Raw genomic sequence first — 17610 nt, forward strand, 5'->3', positions numbered from 1 at the left:
GCGGACCAATCTCCAACTGAGCACAACCAATCCCACTCTAGGAGCCAGCCTGCTGGCGATGGCGGCCTGATAGCCGACCAATCTCTAACTGATTGCACCCAATCCAATTGTGGGAGCGGGCTTGCTCGCGAAAGCGGTTTCACAGCCGACCAATCTCCAACTGAACACAACCAATCCCACTGTAGGAGCCAGCCTGCTGGCGATAGCGGCCTGATAGCAGACCAATCTCTAACTGATTGCACCCAATCCAATTGTGGGAGCGGGCTTGCTCGCGAAAGCGGTTTCACAGCCGACCAATCTCCAACTGAACACAACCAATCCCACTGTAGGAGCCAGCCTGCTGGCGATGGCGGCCTTACAGCAGACCAATCTCTAACTGATTGCACCCAATCCAATTGTGGGAGCGGGCTTGCTCGCGAAAGCGGTTTCACCGCCGACCAATCTCCAACTGAGCACAACCAATCCCACTGTAGGAGCCAGCCTGCTGGCGATGGCGGCCTGACAGCAGACCATTTTTTCTAATCGAATTGAGCGACTGAAGGCAGCTCCTGAAGGGGCTGTAGGGCGAATCCGTATTTTGAAATCTCGAGGTTCTTGAGCGCGACAACCGGCGTGCTGGACGTTAGTGTTCCAGGTCACGCCGGTCGCTTTGAGAGGTCAATGGAATGACGCGCAACCTCATCCATCTGCTGCGCCCCAACGGTTATTTCAGTCTGATGGCCTGGGTGCTTGCGGCCCTGCTGTTCATCAATCGTCTGAGCAGCATGGTCAAGTTGTTCATGGCGCTGTACCTGCGCCAGGAGCTGGGGCTGGCGATCGAGACGGTGGGTTGGCTGTTGTCAGCGTACGGTGCCGGGTTGTTGGTCGGTTCGATGCTCGGTGGGCTGCTCAGTGATCATGTGCGCACGGCGCGGCTGACGGCGACGTTGTTCTTTGTTTCGGTGTGGGTGTTGATTCTGCTGGGGCTGGTCACGCAAGTGCCGTTGCTGGCGGCATTGCTGTTGCTCAGCGGGACGATCGATGGGGCTATTCGCACCCTGCACCAGCGCCTGATCATGGAGTACTGCGAAGTCGCTCAACGCTCGCGTGCGCAGGCCTTGAGTCGGGTGGCGCGCAACCTTGGCATGGCTGCTGCGGGTATTGCCGGCGGGGTGTTGGCGCAGACGGATTTTCGCTGGGTGTTTTTCGGCAGCGCGGCGATGACGCTGTTGGCCTTGCTGTGGTTTGTTCGTACCACTTGGCTGCGGCCGGTGTTGGCCAATGACGAGGCCTCAATGAACGGTGCAGGGGGATCGGGTGCGCCGTATCACGATAAACCGTTTCTGTGGCTGCTCGCGGCGACGGCCGTGCTTGGCATTGCATTCGACACGGTCTACAGCACGCTGGGCAATTATCTGCGTGATTACTACCACTTGAGCACCGAGGCGATCGGCTGGCAGTTCGGGCTCAATGCGTTGCTGGTGATCGCGCTGCAGATTCCGTTGTCACACTGCGGCGAGCGTTGGGGCACGCGGCGGCAAATGCTCGCCGGGAGTTTGTTGCTGGCCGGCGGATTGGGCATGTTGCCGTTCGGATCCGGGCTGGCGTTCGTCTGCCTGTCGACGGTGATCTGGACCTTGGGCGAGGCGTTGTTCATGCCGCCGCTGAATGTGCTGGCGATGCAGTTTGCCCAGCGTGGCAAAAGCGGCCAGTACTTTGGTCTGTTCTTTATGAGCTGGAGCGCCAGTGCGTTGTTGTCACCCGTGCTCAGTGGTCAGCTCTATGGTCAGTTTGGCGGTCACAGTGTCTGGCTCATGAGTGCGCTGTTGGTGCTCATCTCCATCCCGCTGACCTGGCAGGCCACGCGCGGCGCTTAGCTGTTTCGGTTATTGCTGTTATTCGAAAGCAATCTGTCTGCCGATGGCATTTCTGCCCGCCTTGCTGCGTCCTAAGTGGTGAGCCGGCCGGATCGCAACTAGATTTCACACGGAGCCAGTCCGGCAAGCATGTCTTAGCGCAACAGGATGGAGTCGGCCATGAAAAGCAGATTGCTACGGATTTTGATGTTGTTGAAAGTGATGGTGATGCTGTCCCTCGGCACCGCGACGGCCTGGGCCGAGTGCGAGGATCACGATTCCCAGGCGTTTAACGGCCAGGTCGGACACAGCGGCTTGATGCTCGCCAAGTCGGAATCAGAGCCAGGCGATCAGGGGCAGGGTGGCAGCGCCGATGACGACGACTCTACCACTGATGAACCGGACGATGAAGGCGACAGCCAGACGTAGATCTTGGCCAAAAGAAAACCCCTTCTGCCTCGACTGATGCGCAATCGAGACAGAAGGGGTCTGGTTAACGCTTTAGCTACAACTCAAGCTCCCTGTGGGAGGGGGCTTGCTCCCGAAAGCGGTGAGTCAGTCACCATTATCATGGACTGTCACACCGCATTCGCGAGCAAGCCCGCTCCCACACTTTCGTCCGCCGTTAATCAGGCGGCGCCGTCGAGGAATTGCTCGGCGTAGTGGCAGGCCACCTGGCGATTATCCAATTCACGCAACAACGGCTCTTCAGTGCTGCAACGCTCGGTCGCGTATGGGCAGCGCTTGTGGAACGCGCAGCCCGGTGGCGGATTCAACGGGTTGGGCAATTCGCCGACGATCTTGATTTTCGGCTTGTTCGGGTCCGGGTGAATGGTCGGGGTCGCTGACAGCAGCGCCTGGGTGTACGGGTGCAATGGACGCTCATAGATGTCGTTCTTCGGACCCATTTCCACCGGGCGACCGAGGTACATCACCATCACGTCATCGGCCACGTGTTGCACCACCGCCAGGTTGTGCGAGATGAACACGTAAGCAGTGTTGAATTCCTGCTGCAAGTCCATGAACAGGTTCAGCACCTGCGCCTGAATCGACACGTCCAGTGCCGAGGTAGGCTCATCCGCCACCAGCACTTTCGGTTGCAGCATCATCGCGCGAGCGAGGGCGATCCGCTGGCGCTGACCGCCGGAGAACATGTGCGGATAACGCTGGTAGTGCTCGGGACGCAAGCCGACCTGCTTCATCATCGCCTGGACTTTTTCGCGACGTTCGGCGGCGGACAGGTTGGTGTTGATCAGCAGCGGCTCGCCGAGCTGGTCACCGACTTTTTGCCGTGGGTTCAATGACGCGTACGGGCTCTGGAACACCATCTGCACGTCTTTGCGCAGTTGCTTGCGCTGAGCCTTGTCGGCGCCAGCCACTTCCTGCCCGGCGATTTTCAGCGAGCCGGACGACGGCTCTTCAATCAGGGTCAGGGCGCGGGCGAGGGTGGATTTGCCGCAGCCCGATTCGCCGACCACGGCGAGGGTCTTGCCGGCTTCCAGTTCGAACGACACACCGTTGAGGGCGCGCACGGTCGCGTGGCCCTTGAACAGGCCACGGGACACTTCGTAGTGACGGGTCAGGTCGCGGGCGGTAAGTACGACGGCCATTACGCCACCTCCTGGTTCAGCGGGAAGAAGCAGCGAGCGAGGCTGTTGCTTTTCGGATCAAGGGCCGGACGCTGCGCGCGGCAGCTGTCCTGCACGTACGGGCAGCGCGGCGACAGCAGGCAACCCTGCGGACGGTCGTAGCGGCCCGGGACGATGCCCGGCAGGGTCGACAGGCGTGAGGCGCCCTGGCTGTGTTCCGGAATCGCCTTGAGCAGCGCTTCGCTGTATGGGTGCGCGGGGATGTCGAACAGTTGCGGCACCTGACCGACTTCAACGGCTTGGCCGGCGTACATCACGCACACGCGCTGGGCGGTTTCGGCCACGACGGCGAGGTCGTGGGTGATCAGCACCAGGCCCATGTTCTGTTCTTTCTGCAACGCCAGCAGCAGATCCATGATCTGTGCCTGAATCGTCACGTCCAGTGCAGTGGTCGGTTCGTCGGCGATCAGCAGTTTCGGTTCGCCGGCGATCGCCATGGCGATTGCCACGCGCTGGCTCATACCGCCGGACAGTTGGTGCGGGTAGGCGTCCATACGGCTGGCGGCGCCCGGGATCTCCACTTTTTCCAGCAACTCGATCGCACGTTTGCGCGCTTGCTTGCCGGACATTTTCAGGTGCAGACGCAGTACTTCTTCGATCTGGAAACCGACGGTGTAGCTCGGGTTGAGCGCGGTCATCGGGTCCTGGAACACCATCGACAGGTCTTTGCCGACGATTTGCCGACGCTGACGATTGCTCAGCTTGAGCATGTCTTTGCCGTCAAAGCTGAGCGAGTCGGCGGTCACGATGCCGGGATGCTCGATCAGGCCCATCAGCGCCATCATGGTCACGGATTTACCCGAACCCGATTCGCCAACGATCGCCAGGACTTCGCCTTTGTCGACTTTCAGGTCGAGGCCATCGACAACGGGTGTAGCGGTTTTGTCGCCGAAGCGAACGTTGAGATTCTTGATTTCTAGCAGTGACATGGGAATCTCCTCAGGCGGCGTTCTTGAGTTTCGGGTCCAGCGCATCGCGCAGACCGTCGCCCATCAAGTTGATTGCCAGCACGCTGAGCAAAATGGTCAAACCAGGCAGACTGACGACCCACCAGGCGCGTTCGATGTAATCGCGGGCCGAGGCCAGCATGGTGCCCCACTCAGGGGTTGGCGGTTGTACGCCAAGGCCGAGGAAGCCCAGCGCCGCAGCGTCGAGAATCGCCGAAGAGAAACTCAGGGTCGCCTGTACGATCAGCGGCGCCATGCAGTTGGGCAGCACGGTGATGAACATCAGACGTGGCAGACCGGCACCGGCCAGACGCGCGGCGGTCACGTAGTCGCGGTTCAGTTCGCCCATCACGGCGGCGCGAGTCAGACGCACGTAGGACGGCAGCGATACCACAGCGATAGCGATCACGGTGTTGATCAGGCCAGGGCCGAGGATGGCGACGATCGCCACCGCCAGCAGCAAGGACGGCAGGGCCAGCATGATGTCCATCAAGCGCATGATGGTCGGGCCAATCATTTTCGGGAAGAAACCGGCGAACAGACCCAGCAGGATCCCCGGGATCAGCGACATCACCACCGACGACAGACCGATCAGCAGCGACAGGCGCGAACCCTGGATCAGCCGTGACAGCAGGTCACGACCGAGTTCATCGGTGCCGAGCAGGAATTGCATCTGCCCGCCTTCGAGCCACGCCGGTGGCGTCAGCAGGAAGTCACGGTATTGCTCGCTCGGGTTATGCGGCGCGACCCACGGCGCGAAAATCGCGCAGAAGATGATCAGCAGCATGAACAGCAGGCCGGCAACCGCGCCCTTGTTCTTGGAGAAGGCTTGCCAGAATTCTTTGTACGGCGACGGGTACAGCAGGCTTTGATCCGCGCTTGGAGCGGCGGTGGCTACTGAGGATGTTGGAGTGCTCATGATATGGACCTCAGCGCTGATGACGGATGCGTGGGTTGGCAAAGCCGTAGAGGATGTCCACTACGAAGTTGACCAGAATCACCAGGCAGGCGATTAACAGGATGCCGTTTTGCACAACCGGGTAGTCCCGGGCGCCAATGGCTTCGATCAGCCATTTGCCGATGCCGGGCCAGGAGAAGATGGTTTCGGTCAGGACTGCACCGGCCAGCAGGGTGCCGACTTGCAGGCCGACCACGGTCAGGACCGGGATCAGCGCGTTGCGCAGGCCGTGCACGAACACCACACGCGACGGCGACAGGCCTTTGGCCTTGGCGGTGCGGATGTAGTCTTCACGCAGCACTTCGAGCATCGACGAACGGGTCATCCGCGCGATCACCGCCAGCGGAATGGTGCCAAGCACGATGGCCGGCAGGATCAGGTGATGCAGGGCATCGAGGAATGCGCCCATGTCATCGGCCAGCAGCGTGTCGATCAGCATGAAACCGGTGCGCGGCTCGATGTCGTAGAGCAGGTCGATCCGTCCGGACACCGGGGTCCAGCCCAGGCTCACCGAGAAGAACATGATCAGGATCAGGCCCCACCAGAAGATCGGCATCGAATACCCCGCCAGGGAGATGCCCATCACCCCGTGGTCGAACAGGGATCCTCGCTTGAGTGCCGCAATCACCCCGGCCAGAAGACCGAGGATGCCGGCGAACAGCAGGGCGGCCATGGACAGTTCCAGGGTCGCCGGGAAAAGGGAGGTGAACTCGGTCCATACGCTTTCACGCGTACGCAGGGATTCGCCGAGATCGCCGTGGGCCAGTTTGCCGATGTAGTCCAGGTACTGGGCATACAGCGGTTTGTTCAGACCTAGGCGTTCCATTGCCTGAGCGTGCATTTCGGGGTCGACCCGACGTTCGCCCATCATCACTTCCACGGGGTCGCCCGGAATCATGCGAATCAACGCGAAAGTCAGCAAGGTGATGCCGAAAAACGTGGGGATCAACAACCCCAGTCGGCGGGCAATAAAACTAAACATCTTGTGTGGTACCTCATCAGCCGGTTAGGCGTGCCCGGCGACCCTGGGGTCAGGGTCGCCGGGAGTTTCTTATCTACTTCACCTGGGTAGTGGCGAAGTTATTAGTTGTGAGAGGGCTGATGTGATAACCCTCTACGTTGTTGCGCATTGCGGTAAACATACGGGTGTGGGCCATGCTGATCCACGGTTGGTCCTGATTAAACAGCACCTGGGCCTGTTCGTAGAGTTTGGCGCGTTCGGCCGGATCTACTTTAGCCCGTGCTTCGTCGAGCAGTGCCTGGAATTTCTCGTTGCACCAGCGCGCGTAGTTTTCGCCGTTCTTGGCCGCTTCGCAACTGAGCATAGGCGTCAGGAAGTTATCCGGGTCGCCGTTATCGCCAGCCCATCCGGCCGAGACCATATCGTGCTCGCCGGCTTTGGCGCGCTTGAGCATTTCGCCCCATTCCATCACGCGGATGTCGATCTTGATCCCGACTTTCGCCAGATCGGCCTGCATCATCTGCGCGCCGAGCATCGGGTTCGGGTTGGTCGGGCCGCCACCGTTACGGGTAAACAGGGTAAACACGGTGCCTTCCGGAACTCCGGCTTCCTTGAGCAAGGCACGGGCCTTGTCCAGATCGCGTGGCGGGTTCTTCAGGTCGTGGTTGTAGCCCAGCAGCGTCGGCGGGTACGGGTTGACCGCCACCGAGGCATTGCCTTTGCCGAACAGCGCGTTGACGTAGGCTTCCTTGTCGAACGCGATGTCGATGGCCTTACGCACGCGCACGTCGCTCATGTACTTGTGCTGGGTGTTCATGGCGATATACGAGACGGTCATCGCATCCAGTTCGTCGACTTTCAGGTTGCTGTCTTTCTTGATGCTCGGGATGTCGTCCGGTTTCGGATACAGCGCGATCTGGCACTCGTTGGCCTTGAGCTTCTGCAGGCGCACGTTGTTGTCGGTGGCGATCGCCAGGATCAGCGCGTCGGCCGGGGCCTTGCCACGGAAGTAGTCCGGGTTGGCCTTGAAGCGCACCTGCGCATCTTTTGCATAGCGCTGGAAGATGAACGGACCGGTGCCGACTGGCTTGTTGTTGAGGTCGCCGGTCTTGCCGGACTTGAGCAACTGGTCGGCGTATTCGGCCGGGTAGATCGAGGAAAACGCCATGGCGATGTCGGCCAGGAACGGCGCTTCGCGGCGGGTCAGGGTGAACTTGACCGTGTTGTCGTCGACTTTTTCGACGTTTTTCAGCAGTTCCTTGAAGCCCATGCTTTCAAAGTACGGGAAGCCGACGCTCGACAGTTTGTGCCACGGGTGATTCGGGTCCAGCTGACGCTGGAAGCTCCAGACCACGTCGTCGGCGTTCATGTCGCGGGTCGGCTTGAAGTATTCGGTGGTGTGAAACTTGACGCCTTTGCGCAAATGGAACGTGTAGGTCAGGCCGTCTTCACTGATATCCCAGGATTCGGCCAATGCCGGAATCACTTCAGTGGTGCCGGGCTTGAAGTCGGCCAAGCGGTTGAAGATGGTTTCGGCCACCGCATCGGCAGTGACTGCAGTTGTGTACTGGACCATATCGAAGCCTTCCGGGCTGGCTTCGGTGCAGACCACCAAGGGTTTGGCCGAGACGCCGATGGCGGCGCTCAACAACGCGGCAGCAACGGCCGCACGTAGGGGAAGCATTTTCATCGATAACCCTCTGCAATCGGTTGAAGACAAAAAACCGAACGGCCGACTCATCATGAGTCAGCCGTCGGTTGGCGTTTTTACAGGATGTTGAACGGGATGGTGGTCACGAGACGGAACTCGTTGATGCTGCCGTCGGACTGGAACTCGCTCGCACGGTGCGCGGTGTAAGTGCCGCGAATGGTGGTGGCTTTCAGCGGACCGCTTTGTACCGCATAGGTCGCGCCGATGCCGTATTCATAGTGGTGCTCGCCGTCCTGTTCCTGGATGGTGTCGTAACCTTTGCCCGCCACACCTTTGTTGCCGGTGTAGTGGGTGCCGTCGATGCCCCAGCCGCGCGCCTGATAGATGTTGAATTTCAGACCCGGCACGCCGTACTCGGCCATGTTGATGGCGTAGGAAACCTGAAAGGACTTCTCGTTCGGGCCGTTGAAGTCCGACAGCAGGGAGTTGGCCAGGTAAATGCCGTTGGTTTCGTGCAGGTAGTCGAAGTATTCGTTACCGTTCACTTGCTGGTACGAGAAGGTCAGGTTGTGTGCCTGGTGGGTCAGGCCGAACGACAGCGAGTAGGTGTCGTTGTCGATTTCGCCCAGCAGCTTTTTGCCTTCGTCGACGGTTTTGTAGTAATTCAGGCCGGTGGTCAGAGCGAGGACATTGCTGTCACCCAACTCATGGGTGGCGCCGAAGTAGTACTGATTCCACAGGTCTTCAACCTGAGTGCCCCACAGGCTGGTTTTCAGGCTGGCGAGCGGCTGGTAGCTGATGCCTGCGGTGTTGACCTTGTCGGATTCAACGCGGCCGTTGGCGTATTCAGCGCGGAATTTTTGCAGGCTTTGTTCCGAGCGCGGCGATACGCGATCGAACGTGGCCAGGTCGAAGGACAGGTTGTTCAGTTCTTCACTGTGCAGGGCAATACCTTCGAAGCTCGAAGGCAGCGCACGGTTGCCTATCACGTCGACTTGGGGGCTGCTGAAACCCATGCGGCCGGCGGTCAGCGTGGTGTTGGAAACGCGCGCCTTGATGTTGGCCAGGCCCACTTTGCTCCACTGATCGACCGCCTCACCGTTGTTCTTGTGAGTCAGGGTACGGTTGTTCCCTGAGTAAGCGCCGGTCTTCGGTGCGCCACCGTTACCGGAGGCCAGATTCTCACGATCACGTTCGAGCGCGATGGCGTTGTACGCCGCGACTTCAGTGCTGATCCCTACAGTACCCTCGGTAAAGCCCGAGTTGTACTTGACGATGGTGCCTTGTACCCAGTTGATCCGTCGGTCGGTTTCGGCGATCTGACCGTTCTTTTTGTAGGCGAACTTGCCGCCGCGCTTCAGTTGCTCATTGGCGTACCAGTTACGCGTCGTACCGGTGATCGATTGTCCTTCGACGAAGCCGGTCGCTTCAGCCTGGGCGCTCTTGGTGTTGACGGTCACCGGGGTGAACGCCTGGCTTTGGGTTTCCGCATAAGCCGTGGCGGTGACGCTGCTGATGGCCAGGGCCAGTATCGCGGTGCTGCTCAGTTTCATGGGTGAAGCTCCTTTACTTTCTTTTTATGCCGGCTTTTTTGGGTGGGCCGGTTATTGGTTTAGAACTCATTTCACACATCGCAAACGTTTGCAAAAGGCCGGATTGGCGAATTTCGGCAAAGCGCTTGCGTGAGGGGATAGACGGTCCCCTCAGCATTGCGGCTAATCGGTTGGGTTAATCGATACTGACGCCCGAGAACACATTGCGACCGAAGGGGCTGACCTTGAAGCCTTCAACCCTGGCGCTTAACGGCTGGTTGACCGTCGAGTGGGCGACAGGCGTGATCGGCACTTGCTGCTTGAGCAACTGCTGCGCCTGTTTGTAGAGCATGGTGCGCTGGTCGCGGTCGGTGACGACCTTGGCCTCTTTGATCAGCTTGTCGTAAGCCGGATCGCACCACATGGAATAGTTGTTGCCGCCAATGGCATCGCAGCTGTACAGCGTGCCCAGCCAGTTGTCCGGGTCGCCGTTGTCGCCGGTCCAGCCGATCAGGCTGATGTCGTGCTCGCCATTCTTGGTGCGCTTGATGTACTCGCCCCATTCGTAGCTGACGATCTTCACTTTCAGACCGATTTTTGCCCAGTCCGCCTGGAGCATTTCGGCCATCAGTTTGGCGTTCGGGTTGTACGGACGCTGTACCGGCATCGCCCACAGGGTGATTTCGGTGCCTTCTTTCACGCCGGCAGCCTTGAGCAGCTCGCGGGCTTTTTCCGGGTTGTAGGCGGCGTCTTTGATGCTGTCGTCGTAGGACCACTGGGTCGGTGGCATGGCGTTGACCGCCAGTTGCCCGGCGCCTTGATAAACAGCGTTGAGAATCCCCTGTTTATTCACCGCCATGTCCAGCGCCTGACGTACTTCGAGCTGGTCGAAGGGCTTGTGGCGCACGTTGTAGGCGATGTAGCCGAGGTTGAAACCCGGCTTGGAAATCAGCTGCAGTTTCGGGTCGGCTTTCAGTGCTTCGACATCGGCAGGGCGCGGGTGCAGGGTGATCTGGCATTCGCCGGCCTTGAGCTTCTGCACGCGCACCGAGGCGTCGGTGTTGATCGCGAAGATCAGATTCTTCAGCTTGACCCGGCTCGGGTCCCAGTACTGTTCGTTGCCGGTGTAACGGATGTTCGAGTCTTTCTGATAGCTCTTGAACACGAACGGCCCGGTACCGACCGGCTTCTGGTTGATGTCGCTCGGCTTGCCTTCGGCCAGCAGCTTGTCGGCGTATTCGGCGGACAGGATGGCAGCGAAGCTCATGGCGATGTTCTGGATGAACGCGGCGTCGACGCTGTTGAGCGTGAATTCCACGGTCAGCGGCCCGGTCTTTTCGACCTTGGCGATGTTCTTGTTCAGACTCATCCCGTTGAAATACGGGAATTCGGTCGGATAAGCCTTACGGAATGGCTGTTGCGGATCGAGCATGCGGTTAAACGTGAACAGCACGTCGTCGGCGTTGAAATCGCGCGTCGGTTTGAAGTACGGCGTTGTGTGAAATTTCACACCTTCACGCAGGTGAAAGGTGTACTTGAGACCATCCTGGGAAATATCCCACTTGGTTGCCAGTCCCGGTACGACGTTGGTCGCGCCTTTTTCAAACTCGACCAGACGGTTGTACAGCGGCTCGGCGGCATCGTTATCGGTGGCCGTCGTGTACTGCGCGGTATCAAAACCCGCCGGGCTGCCTTCAGAGCAAAACACCAGGCTGTTGCTGGCGGCGTAACTGGCTGACGTGGCGGCCAACAGGCCGGCGCCCAGCAATGCGGAAAAAATCAAGGTATGGCGCATGACGCTCCCTCTTTTTGTAGTGTTGTTCAATGCACCGCGGTCCCGTCCAGAGACGTTGAGGTGGCATCGAGCTCAATCCAGCACGTACGGCAAGCCGGTGGCACACGCAGAAACTGGTCAGAACCCGACGGTAGGGGCCGTGGGTCTGGCAGTAAATGCGTAATTGCCTGAAAACTCGTAGGAAAAGTCGACACGTCCTATGCCACTGCAGTCATCCGCAGCGGAATTGGCTGTAGGCAAATTCCTGACTTCCCGGCAGCTAAAGCAAGGGCGACGTCATGAACGTCGCCCTTGCAATGGCTTAATTGCTGACGCTGACGCCGTAGAAGGAATTCAAGCCGAATGGGCTGATCTTGAAGTCCTGCACGTTGGCGCGCATGGGTTGATACACCGTCGAGTGAGCGATAGGTGTCATTGGGACTGCATCTTTGAGGACGTGTTGCGCCTGTTTGTACAGTTCGGTGCGCTTGCCCTGGTCGGTCGTGCGCTTGGCTTCCTTGACGAGGCCGTCGAACTTCTTGTCGCACCACTTGGAGAAGTTGTTGCCGCTGAGCGAGTCGCAGCCGAACAGCACGTTCAGCCAGTTGTCCGGGTCACCATTGTCACCGCTCCAGCCAATGATCATGGCCTGGTTCTCGCCACCTTTGGAGCGCTTGATGTACTCGCCCCATTCGTAGCTGGTGATCTTCACTTTCAAGCCGATCTTGGCCCAGTCGGACTGGAGCATTTCAGCCATCAGTTTGGCGTTCGGGTTGTACGGACGCTGCACCGGCATCGCCCACAGCACGATCTCGGTACCTTCCTTGACGCCGGCTTCCTTGAGCAGCTGTTTGGCTTTCTCAGGGTCGTACTTGGCGTCCTTGATGGTGGTGTCGTAGGACCACTGGGTCGGCGGCATGGCGTTGACGGCCAGCTGGCCGGCGCCCTGGTAAACCGAATCGATGATCTGTGGCTTGTTCACCGCCATGTCCAGCGCCTGACGTACACGCAGGTCAGCCAGCGGGTTCGCTTCGTTGCTGCCCTTGACCTTGTCCATCACGTTGTAGGCGATGTAGCCCAGGTTGAAACCGGCCTGGTCAGGCATCTTCAGGGTCTTGTCGGCCTTGAGCGCCGCGAGATCCGCCGGACGCGGGAACAGGGTGACCTGGCATTCGTTCTTTTTCAGCTTCTGGATACGCACCGACGGGTCGGTGGTGATGGCGAAGATCAGGTTGTCGATCTTCACGTCATCCGGCTTCCAGTAGTCCTTGTTGCCGGTGTAACGGATGTTCGAGTCTTTCTGGTAGCTCTTGAACACGAACGGGCCAGTGCCGATCGGCTTCTGGTTGATGTCGGCAGCCTTGCCGTCTTTCAGCAGTTGGGCAGCGTACTCGGCGGACTGGATCGAGGCGAAGCTCATGGCCATGTTCTGGATGAACGCGGCGTCGACTTCTTTCAGCGTGAACTTGACGGTGTGGTCGTCGACTTTATCGATCTTGGTGATGTTGGTGTCCATCCCCATGTCGGTGAAGTACGGGAATTCGGTCGGGTACGCCTTACGGAACGGGTCATCCTTGTTAATCATGCGATTGAAGGTGAACAGCACGTCGTCGGCGTTGAACTCACGAGTCGGCTTGAAATACGGGGTGGTGTGGAACTTGACGCCTTCACGCAGGTGGAAGGTGTAAGTCAGGCCGTCCGGGGAAATGTCCCAGCTGGTGGCCAGACCCGGGATAACGGCGGTGCCGCCACGCTCGAACTGGCTCAGACGGTTGAACATGGTTTCGGCTGAGGCGTCGAAGTCGGTTCCGGTGGTGTACTGGCCTGGATCAAAACCGGCCGGGCTCCCTTCGGAGCAGAACACCAGGTTAGTCGCAGCGGATGCGAAAGGTGCGGAGGCTAACAAGCCTGCGCCGACTAAAAACGGAATGACCGCGTGTTTAAGCATGTTGGCCTCATGATTTGTTGTCATTTTTTAATAGTGAGGTACGACCTCGTGAGTCGTGCCTGCGGATACTTATGCAGGGGCCATACCCAATGCAAGATCCAGAGTGTGAGCGAGCGTTAAACGGTGGCACGTACGTACCTTAATGTCGCATCTGTGTAACTTTTGACGCATTTGACCGTTTGCGAGTGGTTTTTACGGTGCAAACGAAGCCCCAAAACGGTGCGCTGGTCACGTTGTGCGCGCCGCGTTGGGGCTCGGTGTTACTTATTTATACCCACGCCGTAGAAGGGGGTAAGACCGAACGGGCTGATCTTGAAGTCGGTCACTTCCTTGCGCAGCGGCTGGAACACCGTCGAGTTGGCAATCGGGGTGATCGGCACCTGTTGTTTAAGGATCAGTTGCGCCTGTTGATACAGTTTTACCCGTTGCGCCTTGTCGGTGGTCACTTTGGCCTGCTGCACCAGTTTGTCGTAGGCCGGGTCGCACCACTTGGCGTAGTTGCTGCCTTTCACCGCCGCGCAGCTGTAGAGCACGCCGAGCCAGTTGTCCGGGTCGCCGTTGTCACCGGTCCAACCATAGATCATCGCGTCGTGTTCGCCATTTTTCGCACGCTTGATGTACTCGCCCCATTCGTAGCTGACGATGTTGGCCTTGATGCCGATTTTCTCCCAATCCTGCTGGATCATCTGTGCCGACATGCGCGCATTCGGGTTTGAAGCGCGCTGCACCGTCATCGCCCAAAGGTTGATGGTTGTACCCGGTGCAACCCCTGCTTCTTTCAGTAGCACCCGGGCTTTGACCGGGTCGTAAGGGGCGTCTTTGATGGTCGGGTCATAGGACCATTGCGCAGGCGGCAGGGCGTTCTGCGCCAACTGGCCGGCACTCTGGTAAACGGCTTTGATGATCGCCGGTTTGTCGATGGCCATGTCCAGCGCCTCGCGGACCTTGAGCTGGTCCAGTGGCGGATGAGTGGTGTTGTAAGCGAGGAAGCCGAGGTTGAAACCGGCCTGCTTGAGCACGCGCAGGTTCGGGTCTTTCTCCATGACCTGGATGTCGGCCGGGCGCGGGTAGCCGCTGACCTGGCATTCGCCGGCCTTGAGTTTCTGCAGGCGTACGGCGGCGTCCGGGGTGATCGAGAAGATCAGGTTGTCGATCTTCACGTCTTCCGGTTTCCAGTAGGTCGGGTTGGCGGCGTAGCGGATCTGCGAGTCTTTCTGGTAGCGCTTGAATACAAACGGGCCGGTGCCCACCGGCTTCTGGTTGAGGTCGGCGGCTTTGCCTTCCTTCAAAAGTTGCGCGGCGTATTCGGCCGATTGCACTGAGGCGAAGCTCATGGCGAGGTTTTGCACGAAGGCGGCGTCGACGTTGTTGAGGTTGAAGCGCACGGTCTGGTCGTCGATTTTTTCCACCGATTTGATCGTGGTGTTCAGGCCCATGTCGGTGAAGTATGGGGATTCGGCGGGGTAGGCCTTGCGAAAGGCGTTGTTCGGGTCGAGCAGGCGCTGGAAGGTGAAGAGGACGTCGTCGGCGCTGAAATCGCGGGTCGGGGTGAAATATTCCGTTGTGTGGAATTTCACGCCTTGCCGTAGGTGGAAGGTGTACTGGAGGCCGTCTGGGCTTACGTCCCAGTTGGTTGCCAGGCCGGGTTCGACTTCGGTGCCGCCGCGCTGGAATTGGGTGAGGCGGTTGAAGACGGTTTCGGCGGAGGCGTCGAAGTCGGTGCCGCTGGTGTATTGGCTGGGGTCGAAGCCGGCGGGGCTGGCTTCGGAGCAATAGACCAGTGTGGTGGCTGCGTTTGCGATCGGGGCTATGGCTGTCAGTGCGAGGGTGATTAGTAGTGGTTTTAGGGTGAATCTTTCCATGGAGTCCCCGGGATTTGGAGGTGGTTGTTTTTTCAGGTTAGCGGGGATTTGGGTGTGTTCGGAAATATCGTTTTTCCTGTTGGGGTGTCTATCTCGGTATATGTGGCGGCTTTTGTCGGGTACATATCCGTTGCTGCGGTAACGGCTGCTTAGGGTTCCGCCCTGACGGCGGGTCACTTTGGCAAAAGCCCCAAAGTAACCAAAGGGCTTTACCCTGACGTTCGGCCCTCGCTTGGGCTCGGGTTCCTTCGCTCCGGGATTCATCCGGGGGCAGCGCCTACGGTTTGCTTCGCTGCACCTCCTCTCGCTGTGTTTGGCTGCGCCAAACGGTCGCTGCGCTCCCACCCCCGGATAAATCCCTCCACTCAGCCTGCCGACGGGCCCTCAGATCAAAAGCGGTACTCGAGCTAACGCTCATCGTGTGAGTGGTGAAAAGCGGGTGCGGCGACTGGCTAAGTTATGGCGGCCTGACAGCCGACCAATCTCTAACGGCCTGCACGCTATCCACTGTGGGAGCGGGCTTGCTCGCGAAGAGGGCCGTCCAGTCACCTGATAAAATTGGCTTGTTTAAAGTCGTTTCAAATAACCAGAACCTTCCCACAAGGTTTTCAGGTTGTCCCTCGGACGTCAGCTCTCTAGCCTTTAGATGTCGCTGAAAACTCAGCGATCGGGTGTGAGAACCCGCAGGAACTGTTAATCCACAATCAGTACCACCATAATTGCCGCCGGCATTTCTGCTGCTGCAATGTTCTATGGCGGCTGTGTGCGGGCGGGCTTCGGTCCGGCCGGGCTTGTTCCTACCGGTTTCTCACCCCGCACATTGCTGCCACCACTCCGCCGCGTGAGAAACGGCGAGTGAATGGCTGTTGACCAGGAACGCTAACAATGTCCAAACCCGTCCCAGATCCACCGCTCGAACCTACAACCCCACTCGCCGAAGCCCTCCACGCCGAAGACCTCGCAAAAAACCGCGAAGCGATCAAGCGCGCCCTCGACTTCTACCTCAGCCCCGAAGCCACAAAACCGCGTCCACCCAGTTCGATGTTCCTCGTCCATCCGGGCATCGACACTGAAAGCCTGCTGGCCCACGCCTGTGAATCCTTGGCCTCGGCCAACACCATGGCCAGTGATTTCGCCGATCAGCTCAGTCGTCCGCAGCGCAATACGGCGCTGGCGATTCAGCAGATCATCATGCTCGCTGAGCTGGCGGTGAATCGGGCGCTGGATCGGGTTGATCCGCAGGCTTGAGACCGTGTCATCGTTCTTCGCGAGCAGGCTCACTCCTACAGGGGAACGCATTCCAAATTGTAGGAGTGAGCCTGCTCGCGATGGCGGCGGAACATTCACCACAAAATCCAGGCACAAAAAAACCGGCGATCATTCACTGATCGCCGGTTTTTCATTCAGCCCACATCAATTCACTGCATCAGCACTTCAATCGAGCCGTCGGCGGTCAGGCTGACCTGGCTGGTGCCGGCTTCAACTTCCGGCGTGACCGGTGCCGAATCCGCCATGCCGGCGGCTTTCATCATCATCGGGGCGCGCATGTACGGTTGTGGATAACCGTTGCTGCTGAGGTTCAGGTTGACGATTTTGTAGCCCTTGCCGCCCAGTGCATCGGTGGCCAGTTGCGCGCGAGCCTTGAAGGCGCTGACGGCTTCCTTGAGCAGTTGGTCTTCGCTGGCCTTGCGGGTCGGCTCGGCAATGGCGAAGTCCATGCCGCCCATTTTCAGGTCGGTCAGCAGCTCGCCGGTGAGTTTGGACAGGGCGGCGAAGTCGGCGCTTTCCAGGCGCAGTTCGGCGCGTTCACGCCAGCCGGTGATCTTCTGGCCTTTGGTGTCGTAGATCGGGTAGCTGTTGCGGCTGCCCTGGCGCAGGGTGATGTCTTTGACTTGCTTGGCCTGGGCCAGAGCCTTGTTCATGGTGGTGCTGACGTCGGCGGCGAGTTTGGCCGGGTCGGTGTTTTGCGCTTCGGTATAGAGCGTCACGATCATCAGGTCGCGGGCCACTTCCTGGCTGACTTCGGCGCGCAGGGAGATCTGGTTGTAGTGCAACTCATCGGCGGCCAGCGCCGGAAGGCTGGCGACACTGCCGACGGTCAGGGCGAGAAGGGCGGCGCTGCGGCGAAAGGTGTGCATGAAGGCTCCTTGAATAATGCGCAGGTGTTGGTTCGTCCCTGCGTGAAACCATCAGACTCTAGCTTCTGTGATCCGGTTCGCCCAGTTACAACTTCTATACAGATCTCATGTCTGCACGTATTCCTTGAGCGAATGAGATTTTTGTGGCGAGGGAGCTTGCTCCCGCTCGGCTGCGCAGCAGTCGTAAGACCAGCAATTGCGGTCTTCCAATCAGACTGCATTTGCCGGGATTGGGCCTGCTTCGCAGTCCAGCGGGAGCAAGCTCCCTCGCCACAGTCGATCTCGGACAGCCATGTGAGGTAGCCGATTTTTCTGGCAACACCATGTGGTCATTTGCCGCACTTTCGCCTCTCAA

The 17610-nt window shown here is 59.1% G+C and carries 13 protein-coding genes; 3 read left to right on the top strand and 10 right to left on the bottom strand.

The genetic code is table 11. From position 1 onward, the window contains the following. Positions 1 to 665: 665 nt before the first annotated feature. Entirely contained in the window at positions 666 to 1856 is a 1191-nt protein-coding gene (locus tag CKW11_RS22605) for an MFS transporter (RefSeq protein WP_095139459.1), read from the top strand. A gap of 159 nt (positions 1857 to 2015) precedes the next feature. Continuing rightward, positions 2016 to 2264: a hypothetical protein gene (locus CKW11_RS22610; RefSeq protein WP_095139460.1), complete on the top strand. Its 249-nt coding sequence runs from the start codon at positions 2016 to 2018 to the stop codon at positions 2262 to 2264. Between the two features lie 200 nt (positions 2265 to 2464). Here the strand turns inward: CKW11_RS22610 and CKW11_RS22615 are convergent, their stop codons facing one another. The 9 genes from CKW11_RS22615 to CKW11_RS22655 form a co-directional block, all read right to left on the bottom strand. Next, complete coding sequence (locus CKW11_RS22615) at positions 2465 to 3445, bottom strand: peptide ABC transporter ATP-binding protein (protein ID WP_095139461.1); 981 nt, start codon at positions 3443 to 3445, stop codon at positions 2465 to 2467. Further along, positions 3445 to 4413 carry an ABC transporter ATP-binding protein gene (locus CKW11_RS22620; RefSeq protein WP_095139462.1) on the bottom strand — a complete coding sequence of 323 codons (969 nt, stop codon included), beginning with the start codon at positions 4411 to 4413 and terminating at the stop codon, positions 3445 to 3447. Before CKW11_RS22620 ends, CKW11_RS22615 begins: the two co-directional genes overlap by 1 nt. A 10-nt stretch (positions 4414 to 4423) precedes the next feature. Next, positions 4424 to 5350 (bottom strand): ABC transporter permease subunit, encoded by a 927-nt coding sequence (locus CKW11_RS22625; RefSeq protein WP_095139463.1) that lies wholly within the window; start codon positions 5348 to 5350, stop codon positions 4424 to 4426. A gap of 10 nt (positions 5351 to 5360) precedes the next feature. After that, complete coding sequence (locus tag CKW11_RS22630) at positions 5361 to 6371, bottom strand: ABC transporter permease subunit (protein ID WP_007953665.1); 1011 nt, start codon at positions 6369 to 6371, stop codon at positions 5361 to 5363. Between the two features lie 73 nt (positions 6372 to 6444). Then, the gene (locus tag CKW11_RS22635; protein WP_095139464.1) at positions 6445 to 8040 is read right to left on the bottom strand and encodes an ABC transporter substrate-binding protein; all 1596 of its coding nucleotides are present in this window, start codon (positions 8038 to 8040) and stop codon (positions 6445 to 6447) included. 77 nt (positions 8041 to 8117) lie between these two features. Then, on the bottom strand, positions 8118 to 9554 hold the full coding sequence (locus CKW11_RS22640; RefSeq protein ID WP_095139465.1) for an OprD family porin: 1437 nt from the start codon (positions 9552 to 9554) through the stop codon (positions 8118 to 8120). 175 nt (positions 9555 to 9729) lie between these two features. Then, positions 9730 to 11328, bottom strand: coding sequence for an ABC transporter substrate-binding protein (locus CKW11_RS22645; RefSeq protein ID WP_095139466.1), 1599 nt, complete (start codon positions 11326 to 11328; stop codon positions 9730 to 9732). Between the two features lie 301 nt (positions 11329 to 11629). Then, complete coding sequence (locus CKW11_RS22650) at positions 11630 to 13255, bottom strand: ABC transporter substrate-binding protein (protein ID WP_095139467.1); 1626 nt, start codon at positions 13253 to 13255, stop codon at positions 11630 to 11632. A 260-nt stretch (positions 13256 to 13515) separates the two neighbouring features. Further along, on the bottom strand, positions 13516 to 15117 hold the full coding sequence (locus CKW11_RS22655) for an ABC transporter substrate-binding protein (protein WP_095139468.1): 1602 nt from the start codon (positions 15115 to 15117) through the stop codon (positions 13516 to 13518). An 885-nt stretch (positions 15118 to 16002) separates the two neighbouring features. On the opposite strand from CKW11_RS22655, the gene CKW11_RS22660 reads away from it, so the two are divergent. Continuing rightward, positions 16003 to 16365 (top strand): DUF6124 family protein, encoded by a 363-nt coding sequence (locus tag CKW11_RS22660; protein WP_095139469.1) that lies wholly within the window; start codon positions 16003 to 16005, stop codon positions 16363 to 16365. 170 nt (positions 16366 to 16535) lie between these two features. On the opposite strand, the gene CKW11_RS22665 is transcribed toward CKW11_RS22660, so the two are convergent. Then, positions 16536 to 17255, bottom strand: coding sequence for an SIMPL domain-containing protein (locus CKW11_RS22665; RefSeq protein ID WP_095139470.1), 720 nt, complete (start codon positions 17253 to 17255; stop codon positions 16536 to 16538). Between the last annotated feature and the right edge of the window lie 355 nt (positions 17256 to 17610).

This window comes from Pseudomonas sp. Irchel s3a10 (assembly GCF_900187525.1).
GTDB classification, from domain to species: domain Bacteria; phylum Pseudomonadota; class Gammaproteobacteria; order Pseudomonadales; family Pseudomonadaceae; genus Aquipseudomonas; species Aquipseudomonas koreensis_G.

What these genes read in the sequence shown, in the direction of transcription:
- CKW11_RS22615 (WP_095139461.1), bottom strand. Translation starts at nt 3,445, where the DNA reads ATGGCCGTCGTACTTACCGCCCGCGACCTGACCCGTCACTACGAAGTG.
- CKW11_RS22635 (WP_095139464.1), bottom strand. Translation starts at nt 8,040, where the DNA reads ATGAAAATGCTTCCCCTACGTGCGGCCGTTGCTGCCGCGTTGTTGAGC.
- CKW11_RS22655 (WP_095139468.1), bottom strand. Translation starts at nt 15,117, where the DNA reads ATGGAAAGATTCACCCTAAAACCACTACTAATCACCCTCGCACTGACA.
- CKW11_RS22665 (WP_095139470.1), bottom strand. Translation starts at nt 17,255, where the DNA reads ATGCACACCTTTCGCCGCAGCGCCGCCCTTCTCGCCCTGACCGTCGGC.
- CKW11_RS22605 (WP_095139459.1), top strand. Translation starts at nt 666, where the DNA reads ATGACGCGCAACCTCATCCATCTGCTGCGCCCCAACGGTTATTTCAGT.
- CKW11_RS22645 (WP_095139466.1), bottom strand. Translation starts at nt 11,328, where the DNA reads ATGCGCCATACCTTGATTTTTTCCGCATTGCTGGGCGCCGGCCTGTTG.
- CKW11_RS22650 (WP_095139467.1), bottom strand. Translation starts at nt 13,255, where the DNA reads ATGCTTAAACACGCGGTCATTCCGTTTTTAGTCGGCGCAGGCTTGTTA.
- CKW11_RS22660 (WP_095139469.1), top strand. Translation starts at nt 16,003, where the DNA reads ATGTCCAAACCCGTCCCAGATCCACCGCTCGAACCTACAACCCCACTC.
- CKW11_RS22625 (WP_095139463.1), bottom strand. Translation starts at nt 5,350, where the DNA reads ATGAGCACTCCAACATCCTCAGTAGCCACCGCCGCTCCAAGCGCGGAT.
- CKW11_RS22640 (WP_095139465.1), bottom strand. Translation starts at nt 9,554, where the DNA reads ATGAAACTGAGCAGCACCGCGATACTGGCCCTGGCCATCAGCAGCGTC.
- CKW11_RS22620 (WP_095139462.1), bottom strand. Translation starts at nt 4,413, where the DNA reads ATGTCACTGCTAGAAATCAAGAATCTCAACGTTCGCTTCGGCGACAAA.
- CKW11_RS22630 (WP_007953665.1), bottom strand. Translation starts at nt 6,371, where the DNA reads ATGTTTAGTTTTATTGCCCGCCGACTGGGGTTGTTGATCCCCACGTTT.
- CKW11_RS22610 (WP_095139460.1), top strand. Translation starts at nt 2,016, where the DNA reads ATGAAAAGCAGATTGCTACGGATTTTGATGTTGTTGAAAGTGATGGTG.